Source organism: Moorena sp. SIO3I6 (assembly GCF_010672095.1).
This window is the reverse complement of sequence record NZ_JAAHHU010000121.1, coordinates 1-18470: the sequence shown is the minus strand read 5'-3', so window position 1 is coordinate 18470 and position 18470 is coordinate 1. Positions and strand designations below refer to the sequence as shown.

The window sequence follows — 18470 nt, the reverse complement described above, 5'->3', positions numbered from 1 at the left end:
TAAAAGTACTTGTAAAATTGCTTCCCGGTTGCGCTGGGTTGCTGGGGCGTATTTTCGGCTGTCCACTAATTTTTCTCCCCGATAATGATAAGAGTGGGAACAGGCAAGATGCCCATTCCACCATCAGTAAAAAAGTTGGGTAGGGTGCGTTAGGGACGGACTCGCCCTGATTTTATCAGTAGCCAGTATTGGGACAGTCCGTCCCGTAACGCACCACAGGTTCAAACAGCATGCATTGAGATGCACCCAGTGGGAACAGGCAAGATGCCCATTCCACAAAGGTATTAATATCATCCCATACAGCGGAGCAGGCAAGAGGCAATAGGCAATAGGCAATAGGCAATAGGCAATAGGCAATAGGGAAACAATCCTCTTTAGCTGATTAGACTAAAAACCGCTATAAACATCAGTTTACAAGCTTTCAAAAAATCTAGGAAGTGGTGCGTTACGGGACGGAATGTCCCAACACTGACTACGGATAAAATCAGGGCAAACCCGTCCCTAACGCACCCTACATAACTGATAATAACAGAATTTATGTTATCATAAAAATCAACAAAATACAAATATTTTATATCTGATAATTTCCACAATGACCACACTCACCACCCTCTCCACAATCTCCATATTTCGTAATAAAAAAAATTTTCTAAACCCCTTGACGCCTTATGTATTTATTAATAACTTAATAGTATCAACCTTTTCAAACAATAACTAGTCATGAATCAAAACATTAACCCCAACTCCGATGACAATCAAAACCCTGACAATCAAGGTCGCAAACCGAAGAAAGTCAAGCACATCTTGATCGGTTCTCCTAAACAAGTTCGCCATACTATTTATGCCATTTATGCCCTTAAATACGCCTATCCTGATGAGTGGAGCACTCCGGAGCCTACGGAAAATCCTGGTGAGGTGATGACCACTTTGATTCGGTATTTGTACTTAGACTAGGATAGGGGTTTGCCAGGGTTTGCCGCCCTGGCGGCCAGGAATTGTGGAGGTTATTTTTTGCAAGTTATTTTGTGGAGGAGTATAATGTAAACAGAGTTAGGATGTGCTTGCTGGAAAGCAGTTACTGAGTAACTTGATAAGAATGGATTACTTGATTCAGTTTTTGTTTGGATTTGATAACAGCTAAGCTGTACTCAATTAGGTTTACACAATAGAAGTCGGTCAAGCATTGGGGTTAACCAACACTTGACCGATTTTTTTTTATCTAAGCTTAAGCGCTACGCGCACGCTACGCGAACAGCGGTCAGCTATCAGCTATCAGCTATCAGCTATCAGCTATCAGCTATCAGCTGACGGCACATCAAGTAGCACCTCAAGTAGCACCTCAAGTAGGTCATATGCTTACCTTTCAGCTTTTGAATAAAATAAGCTGACCACTGACCGCTGACCGCTGACCGCTGATAGCTGACCACTGACCGCTGACCGCTGACCGCTGACCGCTGACCGCTGAGGGTAAAATATATAGATATTGATCAACTATCTTCTAAACTATGACAACTCTCGTATTTGTCCATGGCACAGGGGTTAGGCAAGCTGCCTATGAGCAAACCTTTAGGATAGTTGAGGGGTTTGTCACGAAACAACGTCCGGATATTACCGTTGTTCCTTGCTGTTGGGGTGGGGAATTTGGGAGTAAGCTCAATGCTAAAGGGGTTTCGATACCCCCATATGATGCTACTTTAGCTCTGGATCAGGGAGAAGAAGAGGATCAAACTATTATTCTTTGGCAGCAGTTATATCGCAATCCCCTTTATGAGTTGGGATTGTTGTCTTTACAACCTAGGACTGGTGGTGATAGTAATCCCTTTGGAGAGCAACCTGGTGATCAATTAAATTACCGGTTGCTGGATTTAATTCCTAGTGGAGAATTGCAAGAAAAATTAGAATCAGCAGGTATAGCAGAGGGGTTTGATCAGGCACGACGCCATGTTACGAGTAGTACTGTTTATCAAGACGTATTAAACCAAGTCTCTGATTCAGATAGTGACTGTTATGATACTATCGCAAGAGCAATTATTGCTCAGGCAATGTTTGACTGTCAGCACCATAACCATGACTTTATCTTTCCTAATCCGGAATTGCGTGATCAACTCGTGGAATTATTAAGTAATGCTTTGGGTAAGGAGGAAGACTTGGGATTGGGTGACTGGATCCAGAAACCACTTTCCTTATTGGCGGGTCCAGCTACAGCTTGGGTGAGGAATAAAAGGGGTGCAATTACTGAAGCAAATACTCCTACACCTGGTGATATTCTACTTTATCAAAGTCGCGGCCAGCAAATACGTAATTTTATCCAGAAAACGATAGAAGACGCTGAACCACCAGTAGTCATATTAGCTCATAGTTTAGGAGGGATTGCTTGTGTTGATTTATTAGTTACTCAACCAATGGCACAGGTGACATTATTAATTACAGTGGGTTCTCAAGCTCCCTTTTTATACGAAATTAATGCGTTATCTAGCTTAGAATTTGGTCAGCCTCTGCCAGACTTTTTTCCGGAGTGGTTGAATATTTATGATTTACGGGATTTCCTTAGTTACATTGGCGCTAATCTATTTCCTAATAAAGTCCAGGATGTTTTGGTGGACAGTAAACAACCCTTTCCCCAAGCTCACAGCGCTTATTGGACAAACCCAGCTACCTGGAAGGCAATTATCCCGAGGTTACCATGACTATTACTGCTAACCCAGAAAAAACCTATGGGTTGATTGTCGGTATCGAAAACTATCAAGCAACAAACTGGAATGTTAATGGTCCCGTTCATGATGCCATCAAGTTTGCTGATTGGTTGTTATCACGAGGAGTGCCAAAGGATAATATCAGGCTTTGTTTGTCTCCTTTAACTGAAAATAGTGAACTGGTTAATAACTTTGAGATAACGTCAACGCCAGCAACGGAGCATAATATAGTTGATATCATTACTAATGACCTGTCCCAACAAACAGGAGAGTTACTGTTTATATTTTGGGCTGGTCATGGTTTGATTACCTCGGAGCGGAATCGCAGGCTACTTTGTGCTGATGCTAGTAAAACGAATTGGCAGAATCTAGATTTTAATTCCCTGTTACTGCTTTTAGGGTCAGATGCTTTTAAAATTCCCCATCATATTTGTATAGTCGATGCTTGTGCTAATTATCTTTTAGAGTCAAACGGGCGACCAACCAATTTGGGAGGGCAGCAGTTTCCTAGTGGGAAACCTAGGACAGACAGTCAACAGTTTGTTTTACTGGCTACGAGAGAAGGGGAGAGAGCTAAAGTTAACTCCTCAGAAAAAACGGGATACTTTTCCCAAGCGGTAAGAAAAGCCTTAGAGCACCATGACTGGCTGCCAGATATGCCAGCAGTTGCTGATCACGTTAAGCAACAATTTGCTAATTTAAATAAACAACAACTACCAACCTATTTTTATCGTCGCAGTTGGGATAGTGATATCGATGTTTATCATCCTAATCCCTTTGAGATTGCCCACAATATACCTACTAGTCAGGCGCGTAAGTTTGTAGATAGACACCAGCCACTGGAAGAGTTACATCAGCTATTGGAGCAAAACAATATTGTAGCCATTACTGATCGCACAGGTAAGGGGGGAGTAGGGAAAACAGAACTAGCAATTCGATACTCTTGGTACAATTTAGAAAATTATCCCGGTGGTTGTTGTTGGTTAAATCTCCAGGGAGTGGATATTGTAACCCAGCTCTCGGAATTTACAATTGTGAATGATTTTCCTGGTTTTAATATTCCTGAAAATCTCAGCATTGCTAGCCAACTTGCTTATTGCTGGAGAAAGTGGCAACCAGGTAAAGTTTTATTGGTGTTTGATAATGTCACTGATATCGATAAAATTAAAAACTACTTACCGCCCATGGGTTCTCGATTTAGGGTGTTAATTACTACTCGTAGCTCAGAGTTACCCTATCCATCACTTGCTTTGGGTAAATTACCAGAAACTGATGCTCTAGAATTATTAGTAAAATTAGTAGGAAAAGACTTTGTTGAAAAGGAGTTAGAAACTGCCAAAGCAATCTGTCAATTCGTTGGCTGTATACCTTTAAAGTTATACAATGTGGCAGCGCTATACTCAAAGCCAGGGACTACATGATGCTAGAAGAAATTTTATTGCTCCTAGAGCAGAAGCAATCTCAAGAAGGTGACTCTGGTACAGATGTTGTGCTGGAACTCAATTGGGATTCTTTACAGTCTTCAGCTCAAACCATGGCTGCTCTGCTGAGTTTGTTTGCTTTAGCGCCTATGCCATGGTCATTAGTATCCAAGGCTGCTAGGGCAGCTAGCTTGGAATTTTATTTAGTAGTTAATCGGGATATCTTAGTTGAAAAGTATTTACTACAGAAGTTGGATGATAACACCTACCAACTTCACGAGCGTATTAGAGAATTTTTGAGTATCAAGGGGGAACAGTTAGCTGATGTTGAAAACCTAAAACGGGGCTTTTGTTCAGCTATCGTAGCAATAGCAAAGGATATTCCTGAGACCCCAACTCAGTCAGACATTTTAGGAATTACCTCTGCTATCCCTCACCTGGTGGAAGTTGCCACTAACCACAAGGATTACTTAAATGACGAAGATTTAATCTGGCCTTTTCTTGGCTTAGGCCGCTTTTACTATGGTCAAGGGGCTTACGAACAAGCCTTGCCTTGGTGTGAGCAATGCTTATTAACGGTTAGAGTGCGCTTGGGCGAAGAACACCCAGCTGTGGCCACCAGCCTCAACAACCTGGCTTATCTGTACAAGAGCCAGGGGCGCTACCAAAAAGCGGAACCCCTCTACCAGGAAGCCTTAGACCTCAGTCAACACATACTGGGTGAAGAACACCCAAATGTGGCCACCAGCCTCAACAACCTGGCGGGACTGTACGAAAGCCAGGGGCGGTACGAAGAAGCGGAACCCCTGTACCAGCAAGCCTTAGACCTGAGGAAACGCCTCCTGGGTCAAGAACACCGATATGTAGCAACCAGCCTCAACAACCTGGCAGTACTGTACTCAAGGCAGAGGCGATACTCGGAAGCGGAACCCCTCTACCAGCAAGCCTTAGAGCTTATCAAACGCCTGTTGGGTGAACAACACCCTGATGTGGCAACTAGTCTCAACAACCTGGCTTTACTGTATTCGAGGCAGGGGCGATACGAACAGGCGGAAACCCTTTACCTGGAAGCCTTAGACCTGAGTCAACACCTGCTGGGTCAAGAACACCCAGATGTGGCACAAAGCCTCAACAACCTGGCTTTACTGTACTCAAGCCAGGGGCGCTACAAAAAAGCCGAACCCCTGTACCAGCAAGCCTTAGACCTGAGGCAACGTCTGCTGGGTCAAGAACACCCAGATGTGGCACAAAGCCTCAACAACCTGGCTTTACTGTACTCAAACCAGGGGCGCGACCAAGAAGCTAAACGCCTCTACCAACAGGCTCTACAGATTGCTGTCAAGCAGTTAGGAGAGGAACATCCTAGAACTCGCATTATTTCCCGTAACTTGAACCATCTATTGTTAATATCCCAAGTTGGCAAATCTATGCCTTAAACTAAGGATAATACTAGGGTTTTAAAACCTAATTGAACGTATTATAGCAATCCTAGCACCCTATCACCATAGTTTAGGATTGTTTAAAGACTTTACGCATTTGATATTCACAGCAGCATCTGGCTCCTCTATCTCGCCAAGTAGGAGCGCCTGCCAACCAAAAGGCCACTCCAATGGATATGGAGGAATGAAATGTGTTGCCAACTCTGCCTTAAAGCCAAATCGTTCATAATACCTAGGATCACCATATACGAATACAATAGTCACATTCATACTACCCAATCGCTTAATCCCAGCATCAATTAGTTTACTCCCAATACCATTACCTTGGCATTCTGGCTTAACAGCAAGTGGTGCCAGAATATACCCATGGAAATCTGGTTTTTCGGAAATAAATACAGGACTATATGCAACGTTTCCAATTATTTCATTGTCATCGACGGCTACCAATGATAGTGTACATGGCTCGGTAATATTGGAGATGAGGTCATCAGCGAGACCTGCCACAATATCACCCTCCCCGATCGGAAAGGCCGATATATGTAAGGAGCGCACGCTCTCACGATCCCTTATTTCTGCATCTCGGATAATCATGTTGTGCGGCTTCATGTATTGAGTTATTATTTAATTCTATATCCCATAAGGTACAACTTGATCCCCCTAAATCCCCCTTAATAAGCAGGGCTGTTTCAAAGTCGGACTCAAATGCGATTGCTGGGGAGGTGGGGAGATAGGGAGATAGGGAGATAGGGGGAATTTTTATTCATAAAAAGGTATTTTTAACCTTAAAAAAACCTTCTCTCCAGCACCCCAGCTGCCTTTCAACCGATTGAATTTACAATTTATTCATGAGAATGAAACAGCCCTGCCCTTAATAAGGGTGACTTTGAGGTTGAAAAGCGTACCTCATAACTTATATACCAATCCGTGTAGGAATTGCGAGAATTTTTGTTCCCTCTTCCCTACTCCCTACTCCCTACTCCCTACTCCCTACTCCCTGTTCCCTGTTCCCTGTTCCCTGTTCCCTTTGGTATAGTTTTGTTCAACCCTAAATTTGCGATGAAAAATCTAACTCTGCTATCTACTACACTCCTGATTGCTACCTCTGGATTAGTTTTGGTGGCACCCCAGGCAGCTTCAGCTTTAAATTGGAACTGGAGTTATTCTGCTCCTGGTATCGAAGCCAGTGGTACTTTCACTACTAATGATACTCCTGATGATTTGGGTTTTTTCTTGATTTCTGAAATTACTGGCACGCGCAACAGCGAAACAATTACTGGTTTGCAACCTACTGGTACTTCTACACCGGGAAACGAACCTTTCGAAGTTGACAATTTAATTAGTCTTGATGCTAATCAGTTAACAACTGACGGCTTTGGGTTTTCCACCTCAGCTGGAAACTTTGTTAATGTCTTTTTCGCTAGTTTTTTGCAGCCCCCTAGTTTTTTTGAAGTTTTTTCGGCACCGCCATTTATCACTGGTTTTCAAAATTTAGGACCGGAAGATAGTGAGTTACCCATTAGTTTTTCTGCGAAACCGGTGATTGTCCCTGAACCCACTCATAGTATAAGTATCTTTACCATTGCCACTCTCGGCTTAGCTTCAACCATCAAACGTAAGCTGAAACCTTCCCCATCTAAACAAAAGGTTTAGCCTCAATTACTTATCAGTAGGAAAAAACTGATTTGTGAGTAAGGTATTAGGAAAGGGAGTAGGGAGTAGGGAGTAGGGAGTAGGGAGTAGGGAGTAGGGAGTAGGGAACACAAATACAGCGGTTTGCAATTCAGTTAGGTACAAATTTCTGGATTTTAGGGAACAGGGAACAGGGAACAGGGAACAGGGAAGAGATAAGAGGGAAGTCGGAAGTGGGAAAACAATCCTGTCTACCTGATAGTTATGCAAACCGCCGTATTTCTTAATCTTGACTTCGAGTGCTGTAGCATTTGTATTTAAGTTGTGAACAAAATCTCTTAGGTAAAGGCAACAAGCAACAGGTAACAGGCAAGACTTAATCAAGTATAAATGGATTTTGGTTAATGTAAAAAACGGGAATAATTTTTTATAATTCCTACAAGAAATGCTATACTAAATTAGTATTGGTGTTCATGAGCTATTTAGAAATCCTATAGCAGTGAGTAACAATAACGATAGATTAGACCGGATTGAAGCAGTGGTGGAGTCATTAGCCCGTTCTGTAGAAGCTCTTACTAATGATCATCAACAGAGAATTCAGACCATGGAAGAGGTTGTCAATAGAGTTACCAGAGTTGAGGAAGGATTGACTCGGATGTTAATAGCTATCGATGCTCTTCCCCCCAGTATTGATACGGCTGGCGAAATTAATATTTGTTTACAAAAGGATGAGCAGATGTGGAAAATATCCTTTGTTCGTAGTTGGTATGGGACTATAAGTTGAAACAATTGTATTAGTTATCAAACTGAGGAGTCCCATTTGCCGCTACCCGATGTTCTCGTTTTGCTGCTCTTGCTCCGACCAGTTGACCTATGTGTAAACAAATATTAATTTGGCCAGCGGTATCAAAATTGGGGGGTAATAATGTCAAAGTCCCCCAGAATTGGGGGATTTAGGGGGCAAATGCGTAAGTCCTGTAGAATCCGCGAATCTAGAATTTAGAATGTAAAATTAAGAATTTAGAATCTATAGAAATCAAAATCTATCCCTTTTGCCTTTTGACTTTTGCCTTGTCAACACCCACGGTTTATGAGACTTATGCAAGAGGTCTAATTTGGAATTTACCATTCTAAATTCTAAATTATTAATTATAACAGACAACACCCCTTTCCCGAACAACCCTAGAGCAGAGTCGATTCAATAACTCCTTTGGAATTGCCTCGAAATTCTCTAAGACGAAATCCATTAAAGCCAGATGGTATAAAGAATCGGCACTAGGAGTTTTATAGCGAGCACCTTGAGCCAGCCAGGTATTTACAGCGTAAGTTGAGCGGCAGCAGATGTTACCGATATCTGCTTGATTGACTGGCCATTTCCGGTAAAACGCCTGGGGAGTCATGGACAGTCGGCAGTTGCTGTATAGGTTAATCAAGATTTCCTCTCGCTCAGTGATGGCAGAAAGATAGGAATCTTCCCGTCTAGATTGGCTCTCAGCAATTTGGGCAAGCCGGTCTAGAGCTCGCTGACAGTAAACCAGATGATCTACTGACCGTTTTTTTGGCATCATGGGAATTACCTCACACATAGTTGGTGCTTGGGGATAAAGCCGCGCTTTGTCTGTCAACTTGGAAGCGCGGCTTTTTGTCCAGAAATATTATCGAAATATCCGACATTTTTATTATTACTAATATCTCTAAAAAAGTCAAGGCTATTTTTAAATATTAAACATTTTGTTACAAATAAAAAAAATACGATAGGGTTTATAGTTTAGAGTTAAAAATGTCAGCTATCATCAGCTATCAGTTTATATCATAATAATATACACATTATTTTTTCCCGATTCCCTACTCCCTACTCCCTACTCCCTACTCCCTACTCCCTACTCCCTACTCCCTACTCCCTACTCCCTCAAAAATTGACAACTACTATATAATGAATAAATCCTGAGCAATTATTGAATAAAAACGATGGAAAAAGCGACATTTGGTGGTGGTTGTTTCTGGGGAGTAGAAGCAGCATTTCGGAAAGTGAAGGGAGTAGTATCAACCTCTGTTGGTTATATGGGCGGACATTTTCCTAACCCATGTTATCTAGATGTATTATCAAGAATAACGGGTCACGCGGAAGTGGCACAGGTGGAGTATGACCCGGAAAAAGTCAGCTATGAACAATTACTTGAAGTATTTTGGTCTATCCATGATCCTACTACATTGAACCGTCAAGGTCCTGATCGAGGAGAACAGTATCGATCGGTGATATTTTTCCACAATCAGGAACAAGAAGTGCTGGCAAGACTGTCAAAACAAAAGCTGCAAGTTTCTGGTAAGTTTGATAAGGATATTGTCACCGAAATTAAGCCAGCTTCCGATTATTATTTAGCTGATGACTATCATCAACAGTATTTTGAAAAAAAGCAGAAGTCTTTAACGTAGATATTGCAGGATATAATAGGGAGTCGGGAGTCGGGAGTCGGGAGTCGGGATTAGGAATCCCCAAGGCTATCAAATGAGTTAAGAATAGGGAGCAGGGAGCAGGGAACATAAATAAGTTATTTTAGTTAGTTTTTGGTTTAAAATATAATTTTAATTTTGTTTATTCCAAGAACATAACTTTAACTTATTTTGACTTATAAATCCTGACTCCTGTCTCCTAACTCGTGGATCAAGTTGGTTATGTCAAACTAAGGTTATTTGCCTTAATTCTTCTTTCCGATTCCCGATTCCCGATTCCCGATTCCCGATTCCCGATTCCCGATTCCCAATTCCCGATTCCCGATTCCCGATTCCCGATTCCCGATTCTTCACAACTTCAGCCAAGTCTCATTCAATCGCATCGCAGCGAATTTCAACTATAAATCCATCGGGGTCATAAAAATAGATACCTCTGCCGGTAGGACGAGTTACTGGACCATGATCGATCGGAATTTGATTTTGTTTTAGCACCTCTACGGCTTGGTCAAATAACTGAGGATCGATATCAAAGGCGAGATGATTCACCCGAGTAAAGCCACGATGGGGGTCTGGATCCGGTGGTGATAGCTCTGGCTCGGAAAACAAATCCACAACAATGCCATCTGGGGTAACGAAGTTAGTGACTTTTCCGGCTTCGACTAGCGATCGCAAGGTACTGGGCACTTATTCTCCAGTTAGTTCATGTAAACCTAATACTGTACCATAAAAGTGGCGCGATGCTTGGATATCCTTCACATTCAGAGCAATATGATGGACTCGACGGAGACTACCTGGGCTTAGGGTAGGTTTGATAACTTCAGAGCTAGAAACCATAATTGTTAGTTGTGAATTGAACTGTTAATTGTTAATTATTAATGGTTATACCGTTCTCAATTTGCTAATTTAAATTTATTTAAAATCCCGTTTAATGTCCGCTTTTCCTGGTAACATGACCACTATTCCTCAAATATTAGCCCAAGAACTGTCGTTAAGCGCCACTCAGATCGAGAATGCCCTGTCTTTACTGGCTGAAGGGGCAACTATTCCGTTTATAGCTCGCTACCGTAAAGAGCTGACTGGTTCTCTCGATGAAGTTCAGCTACGCACTATAGCTGAGCGCCATACTTATCTGACGGAACTTGAGCAACGGAAGTCAGTAATCCTGAATGCGATCGCATCTGCTGGTAAGCTCACCGATGAACTAAAGGCTAAGATCGAAGCTTGCCAGCAAAAGACTGAATTGGAAGACCTCTACCTGCCCTACAAACCGAAACGACGCACTAGGGCAACCATGGCGAGGGAGAAAGGACTTGAACCCTTAGCGGACTGGATTGAGTCGATGAACACTCCGGAAGTTAAATCAGTATCCTTATCTGAAGAAGCCGCTAAATACATTTCCCCAGACCATAAGCTCAATACGGTAGAGGACGTTCTTCAAGGTGCCTCAGATATTTTAGCGGAAGCTGTAGCTGAAAAAGCCCACTTACGAGCGTACTTGCGGGATTATTTCCTGAAATCGGGAGTATTCGTGTCTCGGATTAAAAAGGATTATCCCGAAGGTACCACTAAGTTTGAAATGTACCGGGAGTTCCAAATCCCAGTTAAATCTGTAGCGCCACACAATATGTTAGCCCTGCTCAGGGGTGAGGCTGAGGGAGTAATAAAGCTGGAACTCTCTTTTGATGAAGACTATGTTATGTCCTACCTAGATTCTGAGGAAATCCACACCAAAGCTACCCTACTGCGAGAGTTTTACCAGACCATGCTCAAAGATGGGTTTAATCGGCTCATGAAAACCTCCCTAACTACGGAAGTACGCGCCGATCGCAAAACCTATGCTGATGCAGAGTCCATTAAAACCTTTGAAGCCAATCTCCGAGAACTGTTGTTATCTGCTCCAGCAGGAATGAAGCCAACCTTAGCCATAGACCCAGGCTTCCGCACTGGTTGTAAAGTGGCTATCCTGGATGAGACAGCTAAATACATCACATACCAGCCAGTGTTTCCCCATCAAGGCAGCCAAAAGCGCGAACAAGCTGCCAAAACCATTAAGAATTTAATCGAAACCTACCAGATCGAGCTAATTGCCATTGGTAACGGTACAGCCTCTCGTGAGACAGACGAGTTTATCTCGGAAGTCCTCAAAACCATGGAGCGCAAACCAATTAAAGTAATGGTGAATGAATCTGGGGCATCGATTTATTCCGCCAGTGAGGTAGCACGAGAGGAGTTTCCAGATTTAGATGTCACAGTCAGAGGAGCGATTAGTATTGGCAGACGCTTACAAGACCCCTTAGCTGAGTTGGTCAAAATTGACCCTAAATCCATTGGTGTGGGACAGTACCAACACGATGTTGATCAGAAATTACTCAAGAAGAAACTTGATGAAACGGTGGAAAGTTGTGTAAACTATGTAGGAGTAGATTTAAATACTGCTTCCGCTCAACTGCTAACCTTTGTATCTGGGATTACCCCGACCATTGCTAATAATATTGTGACCTATCGCAATCAGCAAGGTGCATTCAAGAACCGTCGGGAAATCCTTAAAGTACCAAAGTTAGGGCCAAAAGCCTTCGAGCAGTCAGCAGGATTCCTAAGGATTCGCAACGGGGATAATCCCTTGGATAACACAGCTGTGCATCCAGAGAGTTATCCCGTAGTGAAAGCGATCGCATCGGATTTGCAGTTACCTCTAGCCAAGATTAAACAAGGATCAGAACGGTTCAAGTCAGTAGATTTGAACCGTTACGTCACAGATACCATAGGCTTACCAACCCTAGAGGATATTATCCAGGAATTGGAAAAGCCAGGACGAGACCCCAGGGCTGAGTTTAAGTACGCCACCTTCAAAGAAGGAGTAAATGAGCTCAAAGACCTAAGTCCTGGAATGGAATTAGAAGGAATTGTCACCAATGTGGTAAACTTTGGAGCATTCGTAGATATCGGCGTGCATCAAGATGGGTTAGTGCATATCTCCCAACTAGCTGACCGGTTTGTAGAGGATCCCAAACAGATAGTCAAAGTGGGACAGGTGGTGAAGGTGCGGGTAATGGAAGTAAATGAAAAACTGAAGCGCGTTAGTTTATCAATGCGATCGCACAGTAGTAATTAGCAATCACGGTAGAAATATTGGGTATTTCTTGAACTTCACTGCCATAATACAGGCAAAACAAGATTTGGCCAGAAATTATGAAGTTCAGAATCTTAGGAATTAGTGTACTGCTAGCCTCCTTAGGGTTAATCGCTCCTATCAATGCTGAAGTGCGCGAGCACTATCTACAACTGCTGCAAACTAAGGAATGTCGAAGCTGTGACCTGGTAAATTCTAACCTAGCCAGAGCTGATTTGAGGGAAGCAGACCTGAGATATGCTAACCTCCAGGGAGCAAATCTTAGTGGCGCTAACCTTTCTGATGCCATGCTCGAAAGTGCAGCAATGAGAGTTATGAATGGCACAGGGGCAACCTTCCGCAATGCCAACTTAGATTCAGCCTACGCCACAGGGGCCAACATGAGTCGCGCCGACTTCAGTGGTGCTAGCGTAGTGTGGGCAAATTTCATCAGTGCTGACCTGAGTGGTAGCTCCTTTAGGGGTGCTGACCTCAGTAACACCACCTTTCTGAATGCCAACCTCAATGGTGCTGATTTGAGTGGGGCTAACCTCACTAACGCTAATTTCATTAACGCTGATTTGACTAACGCTAACCTTGATAATGCTAACCTTACTGATGCACAGCTTCCTAGGTAAATTAGGGACTGCCAAAGTGAATTAGCATTCAGCTTAAGCGCTACGCGCACGCTACGCGAACAGCATTCAGCGTGTCGCGTATCAGCTAATGGGCTACAGATGGTGCTACTTTAGGTTCTTATCCGCTATGCCTACGGTGCGCGAACAGCTTTTGAATAAAAGAGGTAAGCATTTTTGTCAGTCAACCAGCCCCTGAGGTGCGACCCGTGGCGAATTTAATTCGCCAAGGTCAAGCGCACCTGATCAAGTTTTGGGTGCATCTCAATGCATGCAATTAGACAAAAATTATAATACAATTCCCACACTGCCCAAACTGCTCACCCTCCCCAAACTTCGGACACTTCGGAAACTTCCGACACTTCCCTTCTTTTTTACAAATAAAATATGAGATGCACCCGAAGTTTTGAGCATATTCTGGTTCAAATTCTGACCAGGGGATTAAGTTGGCCATGATTACCCAACGATTGTCTGGGGATAGTTTTCCGAGGCAGGGTAGCTCGAAGTTTTCCGGTGGTGTTGGGGGTTGCTCAACTTTATGGTACATTTGTACTACAGACCTCGCCACTGCAAGGATTTTAGGATTATAGCAGATTCCAGAGCATCACCAGAGACTTTCAAGCCAGGTTAAAGCCTTTGAATCTAAAGGTTTCAGCTTTTTTCAGCAAACCCTAGGTAGCAAATTTTTTCCATTCTGGTTACAACAACTCGGTTTTTGTGGTAATTTTGTAACTGCCCAGATAGAGGAAGGATCAAACGCCGAGTTGGTCATAATCTGCTGTTGCGACTGAGAGATTACGCCTGCGATGTGTTACTCTTCCTTCAGGAACCTCTAGTGCCGTTTACTAAAACCCGTGCTGAAGGTGACCTGCGCATGATGAAGTGCAAGCAGAAGATTTCTGGTAGTTTTCGATCCTCACGAAAGTGCGATTACCCATGCCGATATCCGTTCGTTTCGTCTCTTGTGCTAGAAAACCGAACCTCAATCTTCTTGATGTTCTTACTCAGGTTTTGAGTGGTCATCCTTTTGTCTTTGTCTAGAACCCCTATCTGGGCAGTTACCTAATTTGAGTAAACAAAAACATAAGAAACGATACTGACATGATTAAAGCCACAGAAACAGATAAATCATTGGCTATAAATAGATGTATTAGTTACGAGGAATTAAAAAAGCATTCCACTTACTCGGATGCCTGGGTTTCAATCAATGGACTTGTATATGATATTACAGACTTCATTCATAAACACCCATTTGGAGATACATTTAGAGGAAATTTAGGAACAGATTGTAGTGGTTTATTTTCATCATCACACATACGTACCAATGTAGAAGAACAAATCAAAAGTGAGCATTTTTTGCAAAAAAATAGCATAAAACTAGTGGGTTATCTTGATGTAACTCAAGATTATTTGTACAAAGATAATATCGATAGATACTTAGATAGATTAGTTTACAAAAAAACGGGGGATGATGATTTTTGGTTGGAGCTAAAATCTAAAGTCAAAGAATATTTAGTAGAAAACAATGAATCAATACATTACACTGCATTTGAAGGAATAATGTACTTCCTTTATTATTCAATAATATTTATCTTGCTGTCATATCTGACCTGGATAAATTTCTCAATATTTTCAGCCGTATTGTTAGGGTTTCATATGGTTTGTGCATCCACAAACATGTCCCATATGGTCACCCATTTTGGCTTCACAAAAAATAAATTGTTAGACTTTTTCGCAGCACATTTCTTTGACTTATGTGGATTATCATGGTTGGAGTGGCAAATTATTCATCAAACCCATCATAATCAACCCCATTCGTCTATAGATTATCAAACAAATCAATATGCTCCAATACGTATCCATAAATATATGGAGCGTAAGCCACATCATAAATATCAGCGAATTTATTTTTGGATAGGAATATTAACCTACCATTTTCGTACTATGCCTATGAGTACTATTTGGTTAATCTTAAATAGAGAGTTTGTTCGTCATAAATACGAGATGGTTGCACATATTTTAGCAAGAGTAGTTTTGTTAACACTTGTCATTTATTGCGGGTATTTACATGGTTTTTGGAATGCCTTTTTAATTTTTTGTGTATACTCAATATCTTGCTCATATTCAGCTTTCATTTTATTATATAATGATCACGAAGAAAATCACAATGTATTGGCCTTAACTAAAAATATCAACCCTTCTCATAATAAATTTTCATGGGCTGAAATTCAAGTAAAAACATCCGGCAATTGGTATCCAACTAATTGGCTCTTGTCATTCGTAGAATTTCATTATGGCTACTTTAACTACCACATAGAGCATCATTTATTTCCGGCTTTTAAGCCAAGCTTATTGAAAAAAATAAGTCCGATCGTTGAGAGCGTATGTAGTAAACATGGTATTCCATATATTTCGACCACTTTTGTTGAGGTACATAAGTCATTTCAAAGACACATTACTAAAATGGGAGCTTCTCCAGAAGAATCGGAAATAGAAGCATCCTGTACTAGAAGTTCAGAGAGCATTCTCTGAGCAATCGTGCTGATTCTACCGTGCAACCAGGAAAAGCTTCTGAATTCTTCCTCAGAATTACCAAACCAATAAAAAGGCATCCATAGGGTTAGCATGGATGCCGATTGTTCTATCTAGATTTAAACTCTGTCAGACAACAATTTGAAGAAGCGCCAGAAATGCAGCCCCAGCTATAGCAGCAGCCCTAGTACCACCCCCAGTTCTAAAAAACGTACCACTACGCTGTTGAATAGTTTTGTCAGTAAACCAGGGGAATTACCTCACCCCATTGATAATTGCTAAGGATTCTTATTGATGCAGCCTGGTTTCTTAACATACTGACAAACGCGCTGGTTAAGAATAGCTCTCGTGCCCACTGGTCCGACTTTAAAGATGACCTGATCCTCTACTTGCCCTCCTGGTATGATCTTGACACCACAGATAGGACAGACTTGTGCGTTTTGTTCAGACATAGCTGTTGGTAAATGAACCTGATGAATTGTTTCTTAACCTAATATATAGCTCTGGGCACAGGGAATAGGAAATAGGGAATAGCTCCATTACCTATCCCCTGCGTGGCACAGGCTTCTAGCCTGTGACATACTGCATGAGCTGATAGCTCCGTTAGCTATCCCTGGCGCGTTCGCTTTTTTCCTATCAAACCACTACAAAGTTTACCAATTTACCGGGTACCACAATTACCTTCTTAATCTCCTTACCCTCTAGATATCGCTGTGCTACCTCAGATTCCCGAGCATAGGTTTCTAAGGCTGCCTTATCGGAGTTAGCGGGAACTTGAATAGTGCCGCGAGTTTTGCCTTTGATTTGAATAACCAAGGTAATTTCATCGGCTACCAAAGCATCAGGATCATACTCAAGCCACGGTTGATTGTGTATTGAGGAGCTATGACCGAGACTATGCCAAAGTTCTTCAGCAATATGGGGAGCAAAGGGAGCGAGTAATGTAATCAAGGTTTCAATCCCTTCTTTATAGACCGGGGAGTCTTTACACTTAGCATCAGTAATTCCATTACTTAGCTTCATTAATTCAGAAACCGCTGTATTAAATTGATACTCCCCTTCTAAATCCTCAGTTACCTCTTTAATCGCGATATGAATTGCTCGTCGTAAGTCTTTTTCCGGTTTAGTTAAATCACCATTAGACGGGCTAGATTTAGTGCTACCATTAGCGGCGAAATCCGATACTAAACGCCAGACACGATTAAGGAAACGGAATTGCCCTTCTACATCAGCATCATCCCATTCCAAATCTTTTTCTGGTGGTGCTTTAAACAAGATAAACATCCTAGCGGTATCGGTACCGTATTTAGCTACTACATCTTCTGGTGCGACACCGTTGTATTTAGACTTAGACATTTTTTCATAGAATACCGCCAAGGGTTCCCCAGTGTCTGGATCTTTAGGGTCATTGGGATCGATATCTACAACAGCGAAATATTTCCCGGTTTTGGTATTTTTGTAAGCCGTATTCTGCACCATCCCCTGAGTTAACAGACGTTGGAACGGTTCATCAATGTTTAGTAAACCGCGATCGCGCAATACCTTAGTAAAGAATCGCGAGTAGAGCAAGTGCAAAATAGCATGTTCGATGCCCCCTACATACTGATCCACTCCCATCCAATCATTAGTTTTGTTGGAATCAAACACAGCGGAGTCATTCTTGGCATCGGGATAACGTAAGAAATACCAGGAGGAATCGATAAAGGTATCCATGGTATCGGTTTCCCGTTTAGCTGGTGTACCGCAATTGGGACAAGGTACATTCACCCAACTGTCTAATTGAGCCAAGGGAGAAAGACCACGTCCGCTAAAGTCCACATCTTCTGGTAACTCTACTGGCAGGTCTTGGTCTGGCACTGCCACTGCGCCGCAGTTAGGACAATGAATCACAGGGATAGGGGCACCCCAGTAACGCTGGCGAGAGATTAACCAATCTCGGAGGCGATACTGCACTCGGGCTTTGCCCCAGCCCTGTTGTTCAGCATAGTCAATAATTCCGGTCTTGGCCTTGACGGAATCCATGCCATTGAATTGGTCAGAATTCACCACAATGCCCGGTTCCGTGTAAGCCGCTTCTAGAGGAGTGTCATTAACGGTTTCGACATCATCTGAGGTTGGCACAATCACCACTTTGATGGGTAATTGCTTTTCCTGGGCAAACTTAAAGTCTCTGGCATCATGAGCTGGTACTCCCATCACCGCACCAGTACCATACTCATACAGCACATAGTCAGCAATCAAGATTGGGATTTCGTCCCCAGTGAAGGGATTAATGGCTTTACCACCAGTGGGAATCCCTCGCTTGGGCTTATCCTCTGCTGTCCGTTCCAGTTCACTTTGGTTACTGACTTCCTCAATGAAGGCTTCAACTGCAGCCTTTTGGTCAGGGGTAGTGACTTTTGCGGTCAAGGGATGTTCCGGTGCTAGCACCACATAGGTAACCCCATAAACCGTATCTGGACGAGTGGTAAATACACCAATTTTGTTATCTAAGCCCTCATCTGAGCTGTCATCTAAGCCCACAATGGGAAATTCTAGATAAGCACCAACAGATTTACCAA

At 42.5% G+C, this 18470-nt stretch carries 20 protein-coding genes and 2 pseudogenes; 13 read left to right on the top strand and 9 right to left on the bottom strand.

Annotated elements, in window-relative coordinates; all coding sequences use genetic code 11:
- Positions 1-175: 175 nt before the first annotated feature.
- Entirely contained in the window at positions 176-343 is a 168-nt protein-coding gene (locus F6K49_RS26200) for a hypothetical protein (RefSeq protein ID WP_293028602.1), read from the bottom strand.
- Between the two features lie 377 nt (positions 344-720).
- On the opposite strand from F6K49_RS26200, the gene F6K49_RS26195 reads away from it, so the two are divergent.
- A complete protein-coding gene (locus F6K49_RS26195) occupies positions 721-954 on the top strand; it encodes a hypothetical protein (RefSeq protein ID WP_293028600.1) in 234 nt (77 codons plus the stop codon).
- 402 nt (positions 955-1356) lie between these two features.
- Here F6K49_RS26195 and F6K49_RS26190 read toward each other — a convergent pair whose 3' ends face one another.
- A complete protein-coding gene (locus F6K49_RS26190; protein WP_293082145.1) occupies positions 1357-1491 on the bottom strand; it encodes a hypothetical protein in 135 nt (44 codons plus the stop codon).
- Between the two features lie 14 nt (positions 1492-1505).
- Between F6K49_RS26190 and F6K49_RS26185 the strand changes: the two genes are divergently transcribed.
- From F6K49_RS26185 to F6K49_RS26175, 3 genes are read left to right on the top strand one after another with little or no spacing between them, the layout of a single operon-like run.
- A complete protein-coding gene (locus tag F6K49_RS26185; protein WP_293101341.1) occupies positions 1506-2687 on the top strand; it encodes a hypothetical protein in 1182 nt (393 codons plus the stop codon).
- Positions 2684-4114: a caspase family protein gene (locus F6K49_RS26180; RefSeq protein WP_293101338.1), complete on the top strand. Its 1431-nt coding sequence runs from the start codon at positions 2684-2686 to the stop codon at positions 4112-4114. Before F6K49_RS26185 ends, F6K49_RS26180 begins: the two co-directional genes overlap by 4 nt.
- Positions 4111-5550, top strand: coding sequence for a tetratricopeptide repeat protein (locus F6K49_RS26175; protein ID WP_293101336.1), 1440 nt, complete (start codon positions 4111-4113; stop codon positions 5548-5550). Before F6K49_RS26180 ends, F6K49_RS26175 begins: the two co-directional genes overlap by 4 nt.
- Positions 5551-5613: 63 nt before the next feature.
- On the opposite strand, the gene F6K49_RS26170 is transcribed toward F6K49_RS26175, so the two are convergent.
- Positions 5614-6144, bottom strand: coding sequence for an N-acetyltransferase (locus tag F6K49_RS26170; RefSeq protein WP_293101334.1), 531 nt, complete (start codon positions 6142-6144; stop codon positions 5614-5616).
- A 235-nt stretch (positions 6145-6379) separates the two neighbouring features.
- On the opposite strand from F6K49_RS26170, the gene F6K49_RS26165 reads away from it, so the two are divergent.
- Both F6K49_RS26165 and F6K49_RS26160 read left to right on the top strand, forming a co-directional pair.
- Complete coding sequence (locus F6K49_RS26165; RefSeq protein WP_293101332.1) at positions 6380-6586, top strand: hypothetical protein; 207 nt, start codon at positions 6380-6382, stop codon at positions 6584-6586.
- On the top strand, positions 6487-7203 hold the full coding sequence (locus tag F6K49_RS26160) for a PEP-CTERM sorting domain-containing protein (RefSeq protein WP_293101330.1): 717 nt from the start codon (positions 6487-6489) through the stop codon (positions 7201-7203). The genes F6K49_RS26165 and F6K49_RS26160 overlap by 100 nt, the downstream gene beginning before the upstream one ends.
- Positions 7204-7209: 6 nt before the next feature.
- On the opposite strand, the gene F6K49_RS26155 is transcribed toward F6K49_RS26160, so the two are convergent.
- On the bottom strand, positions 7210-7566 hold the full coding sequence (locus tag F6K49_RS26155; RefSeq protein ID WP_293101325.1) for a hypothetical protein: 357 nt from the start codon (positions 7564-7566) through the stop codon (positions 7210-7212).
- A gap of 115 nt (positions 7567-7681) precedes the next feature.
- On the opposite strand from F6K49_RS26155, the gene F6K49_RS26150 reads away from it, so the two are divergent.
- Positions 7682-7966 (top strand): hypothetical protein, encoded by a 285-nt coding sequence (locus F6K49_RS26150; protein WP_293027760.1) that lies wholly within the window; start codon positions 7682-7684, stop codon positions 7964-7966.
- Positions 7967-8327: 361 nt separating this feature from the next.
- On the opposite strand, the gene F6K49_RS26145 is transcribed toward F6K49_RS26150, so the two are convergent.
- Complete coding sequence (locus F6K49_RS26145) at positions 8328-8807, bottom strand: hypothetical protein (RefSeq protein WP_293101321.1); 480 nt, start codon at positions 8805-8807, stop codon at positions 8328-8330.
- A gap of 343 nt (positions 8808-9150) precedes the next feature.
- Between F6K49_RS26145 and msrA the strand changes: the two genes are divergently transcribed.
- Positions 9151-9615: a peptide-methionine (S)-S-oxide reductase MsrA gene (msrA, locus tag F6K49_RS26140; protein WP_293101318.1), complete on the top strand. Its 465-nt coding sequence runs from the start codon at positions 9151-9153 to the stop codon at positions 9613-9615.
- Between the two features lie 224 nt (positions 9616-9839).
- Entirely contained in the window at positions 9840-10037 is a 198-nt protein-coding gene (locus tag F6K49_RS26135) for a hypothetical protein (RefSeq protein WP_293101315.1), read from the top strand.
- Here F6K49_RS26135 and F6K49_RS26130 read toward each other — a convergent pair.
- A pseudogene (locus F6K49_RS26130) lies at positions 10003-10467 on the bottom strand (VOC family protein). The gene F6K49_RS26135 and the pseudogene F6K49_RS26130 sit on opposite strands and share 35 nt — an antisense overlap.
- A 115-nt stretch (positions 10468-10582) precedes the next feature.
- On the opposite strand from F6K49_RS26130, the gene F6K49_RS26125 reads away from it, so the two are divergent.
- Positions 10583-12745: a Tex family protein gene (locus tag F6K49_RS26125; protein WP_293101312.1), complete on the top strand. Its 2163-nt coding sequence runs from the start codon at positions 10583-10585 to the stop codon at positions 12743-12745.
- 77 nt (positions 12746-12822) lie between these two features.
- Positions 12823-13380, top strand: a complete 558-nt coding sequence (locus F6K49_RS26120) for a pentapeptide repeat-containing protein (protein WP_293027749.1) — start codon at positions 12823-12825, stop codon at positions 13378-13380.
- 274 nt (positions 13381-13654) lie between these two features.
- Here the strand turns inward: F6K49_RS26120 and F6K49_RS26115 are convergent, their stop codons facing one another.
- Positions 13655-13924, bottom strand: coding sequence for a hypothetical protein (locus tag F6K49_RS26115; RefSeq protein ID WP_293027774.1), 270 nt, complete (start codon positions 13922-13924; stop codon positions 13655-13657).
- A gap of 195 nt (positions 13925-14119) precedes the next feature.
- On the opposite strand from F6K49_RS26115, the pseudogene F6K49_RS26110 reads away from it, so the two are divergent.
- Both F6K49_RS26110 and F6K49_RS26105 read left to right on the top strand, forming a co-directional pair.
- A pseudogene (locus tag F6K49_RS26110) lies at positions 14120-14299 on the top strand (IS66 family transposase); the annotation flags it as partial.
- A gap of 179 nt (positions 14300-14478) precedes the next feature.
- Positions 14479-15909, top strand: coding sequence for a fatty acid desaturase (locus F6K49_RS26105; protein ID WP_293027746.1), 1431 nt, complete (start codon positions 14479-14481; stop codon positions 15907-15909).
- A gap of 278 nt (positions 15910-16187) precedes the next feature.
- On the opposite strand, the gene F6K49_RS26100 is transcribed toward F6K49_RS26105, so the two are convergent.
- Positions 16188-16361, bottom strand: a complete 174-nt coding sequence (locus F6K49_RS26100; protein ID WP_293101309.1) for a hypothetical protein — start codon at positions 16359-16361, stop codon at positions 16188-16190.
- Between the two features lie 184 nt (positions 16362-16545).
- The coding region (gene leuS, locus F6K49_RS26095) for a leucine--tRNA ligase (RefSeq protein ID WP_293101306.1) at positions 16546-18470 on the bottom strand (1925 nt) is incomplete at its 5' end.

What these genes read in the sequence shown, in the direction of transcription:
- F6K49_RS26105 (WP_293027746.1), top strand. Translation starts at nt 14,479, where the DNA reads ATGATTAAAGCCACAGAAACAGATAAATCATTGGCTATAAATAGATGT.
- F6K49_RS26125 (WP_293101312.1), top strand. Translation starts at nt 10,583, where the DNA reads ATGACCACTATTCCTCAAATATTAGCCCAAGAACTGTCGTTAAGCGCC.
- F6K49_RS26120 (WP_293027749.1), top strand. Translation starts at nt 12,823, where the DNA reads ATGAAGTTCAGAATCTTAGGAATTAGTGTACTGCTAGCCTCCTTAGGG.
- F6K49_RS26180 (WP_293101338.1), top strand. Translation starts at nt 2,684, where the DNA reads ATGACTATTACTGCTAACCCAGAAAAAACCTATGGGTTGATTGTCGGT.
- F6K49_RS26185 (WP_293101341.1), top strand. Translation starts at nt 1,506, where the DNA reads ATGACAACTCTCGTATTTGTCCATGGCACAGGGGTTAGGCAAGCTGCC.
- F6K49_RS26195 (WP_293028600.1), top strand. Translation starts at nt 721, where the DNA reads ATGAATCAAAACATTAACCCCAACTCCGATGACAATCAAAACCCTGAC.
- F6K49_RS26170 (WP_293101334.1), bottom strand. Translation starts at nt 6,144, where the DNA reads ATGATTATCCGAGATGCAGAAATAAGGGATCGTGAGAGCGTGCGCTCC.
- F6K49_RS26115 (WP_293027774.1), bottom strand. Translation starts at nt 13,924, where the DNA reads ATGTACCATAAAGTTGAGCAACCCCCAACACCACCGGAAAACTTCGAG.
- F6K49_RS26100 (WP_293101309.1), bottom strand. Translation starts at nt 16,361, where the DNA reads ATGTCTGAACAAAACGCACAAGTCTGTCCTATCTGTGGTGTCAAGATC.
- msrA (WP_293101318.1), top strand. Translation starts at nt 9,151, where the DNA reads ATGGAAAAAGCGACATTTGGTGGTGGTTGTTTCTGGGGAGTAGAAGCA.
- F6K49_RS26175 (WP_293101336.1), top strand. Translation starts at nt 4,111, where the DNA reads ATGATGCTAGAAGAAATTTTATTGCTCCTAGAGCAGAAGCAATCTCAA.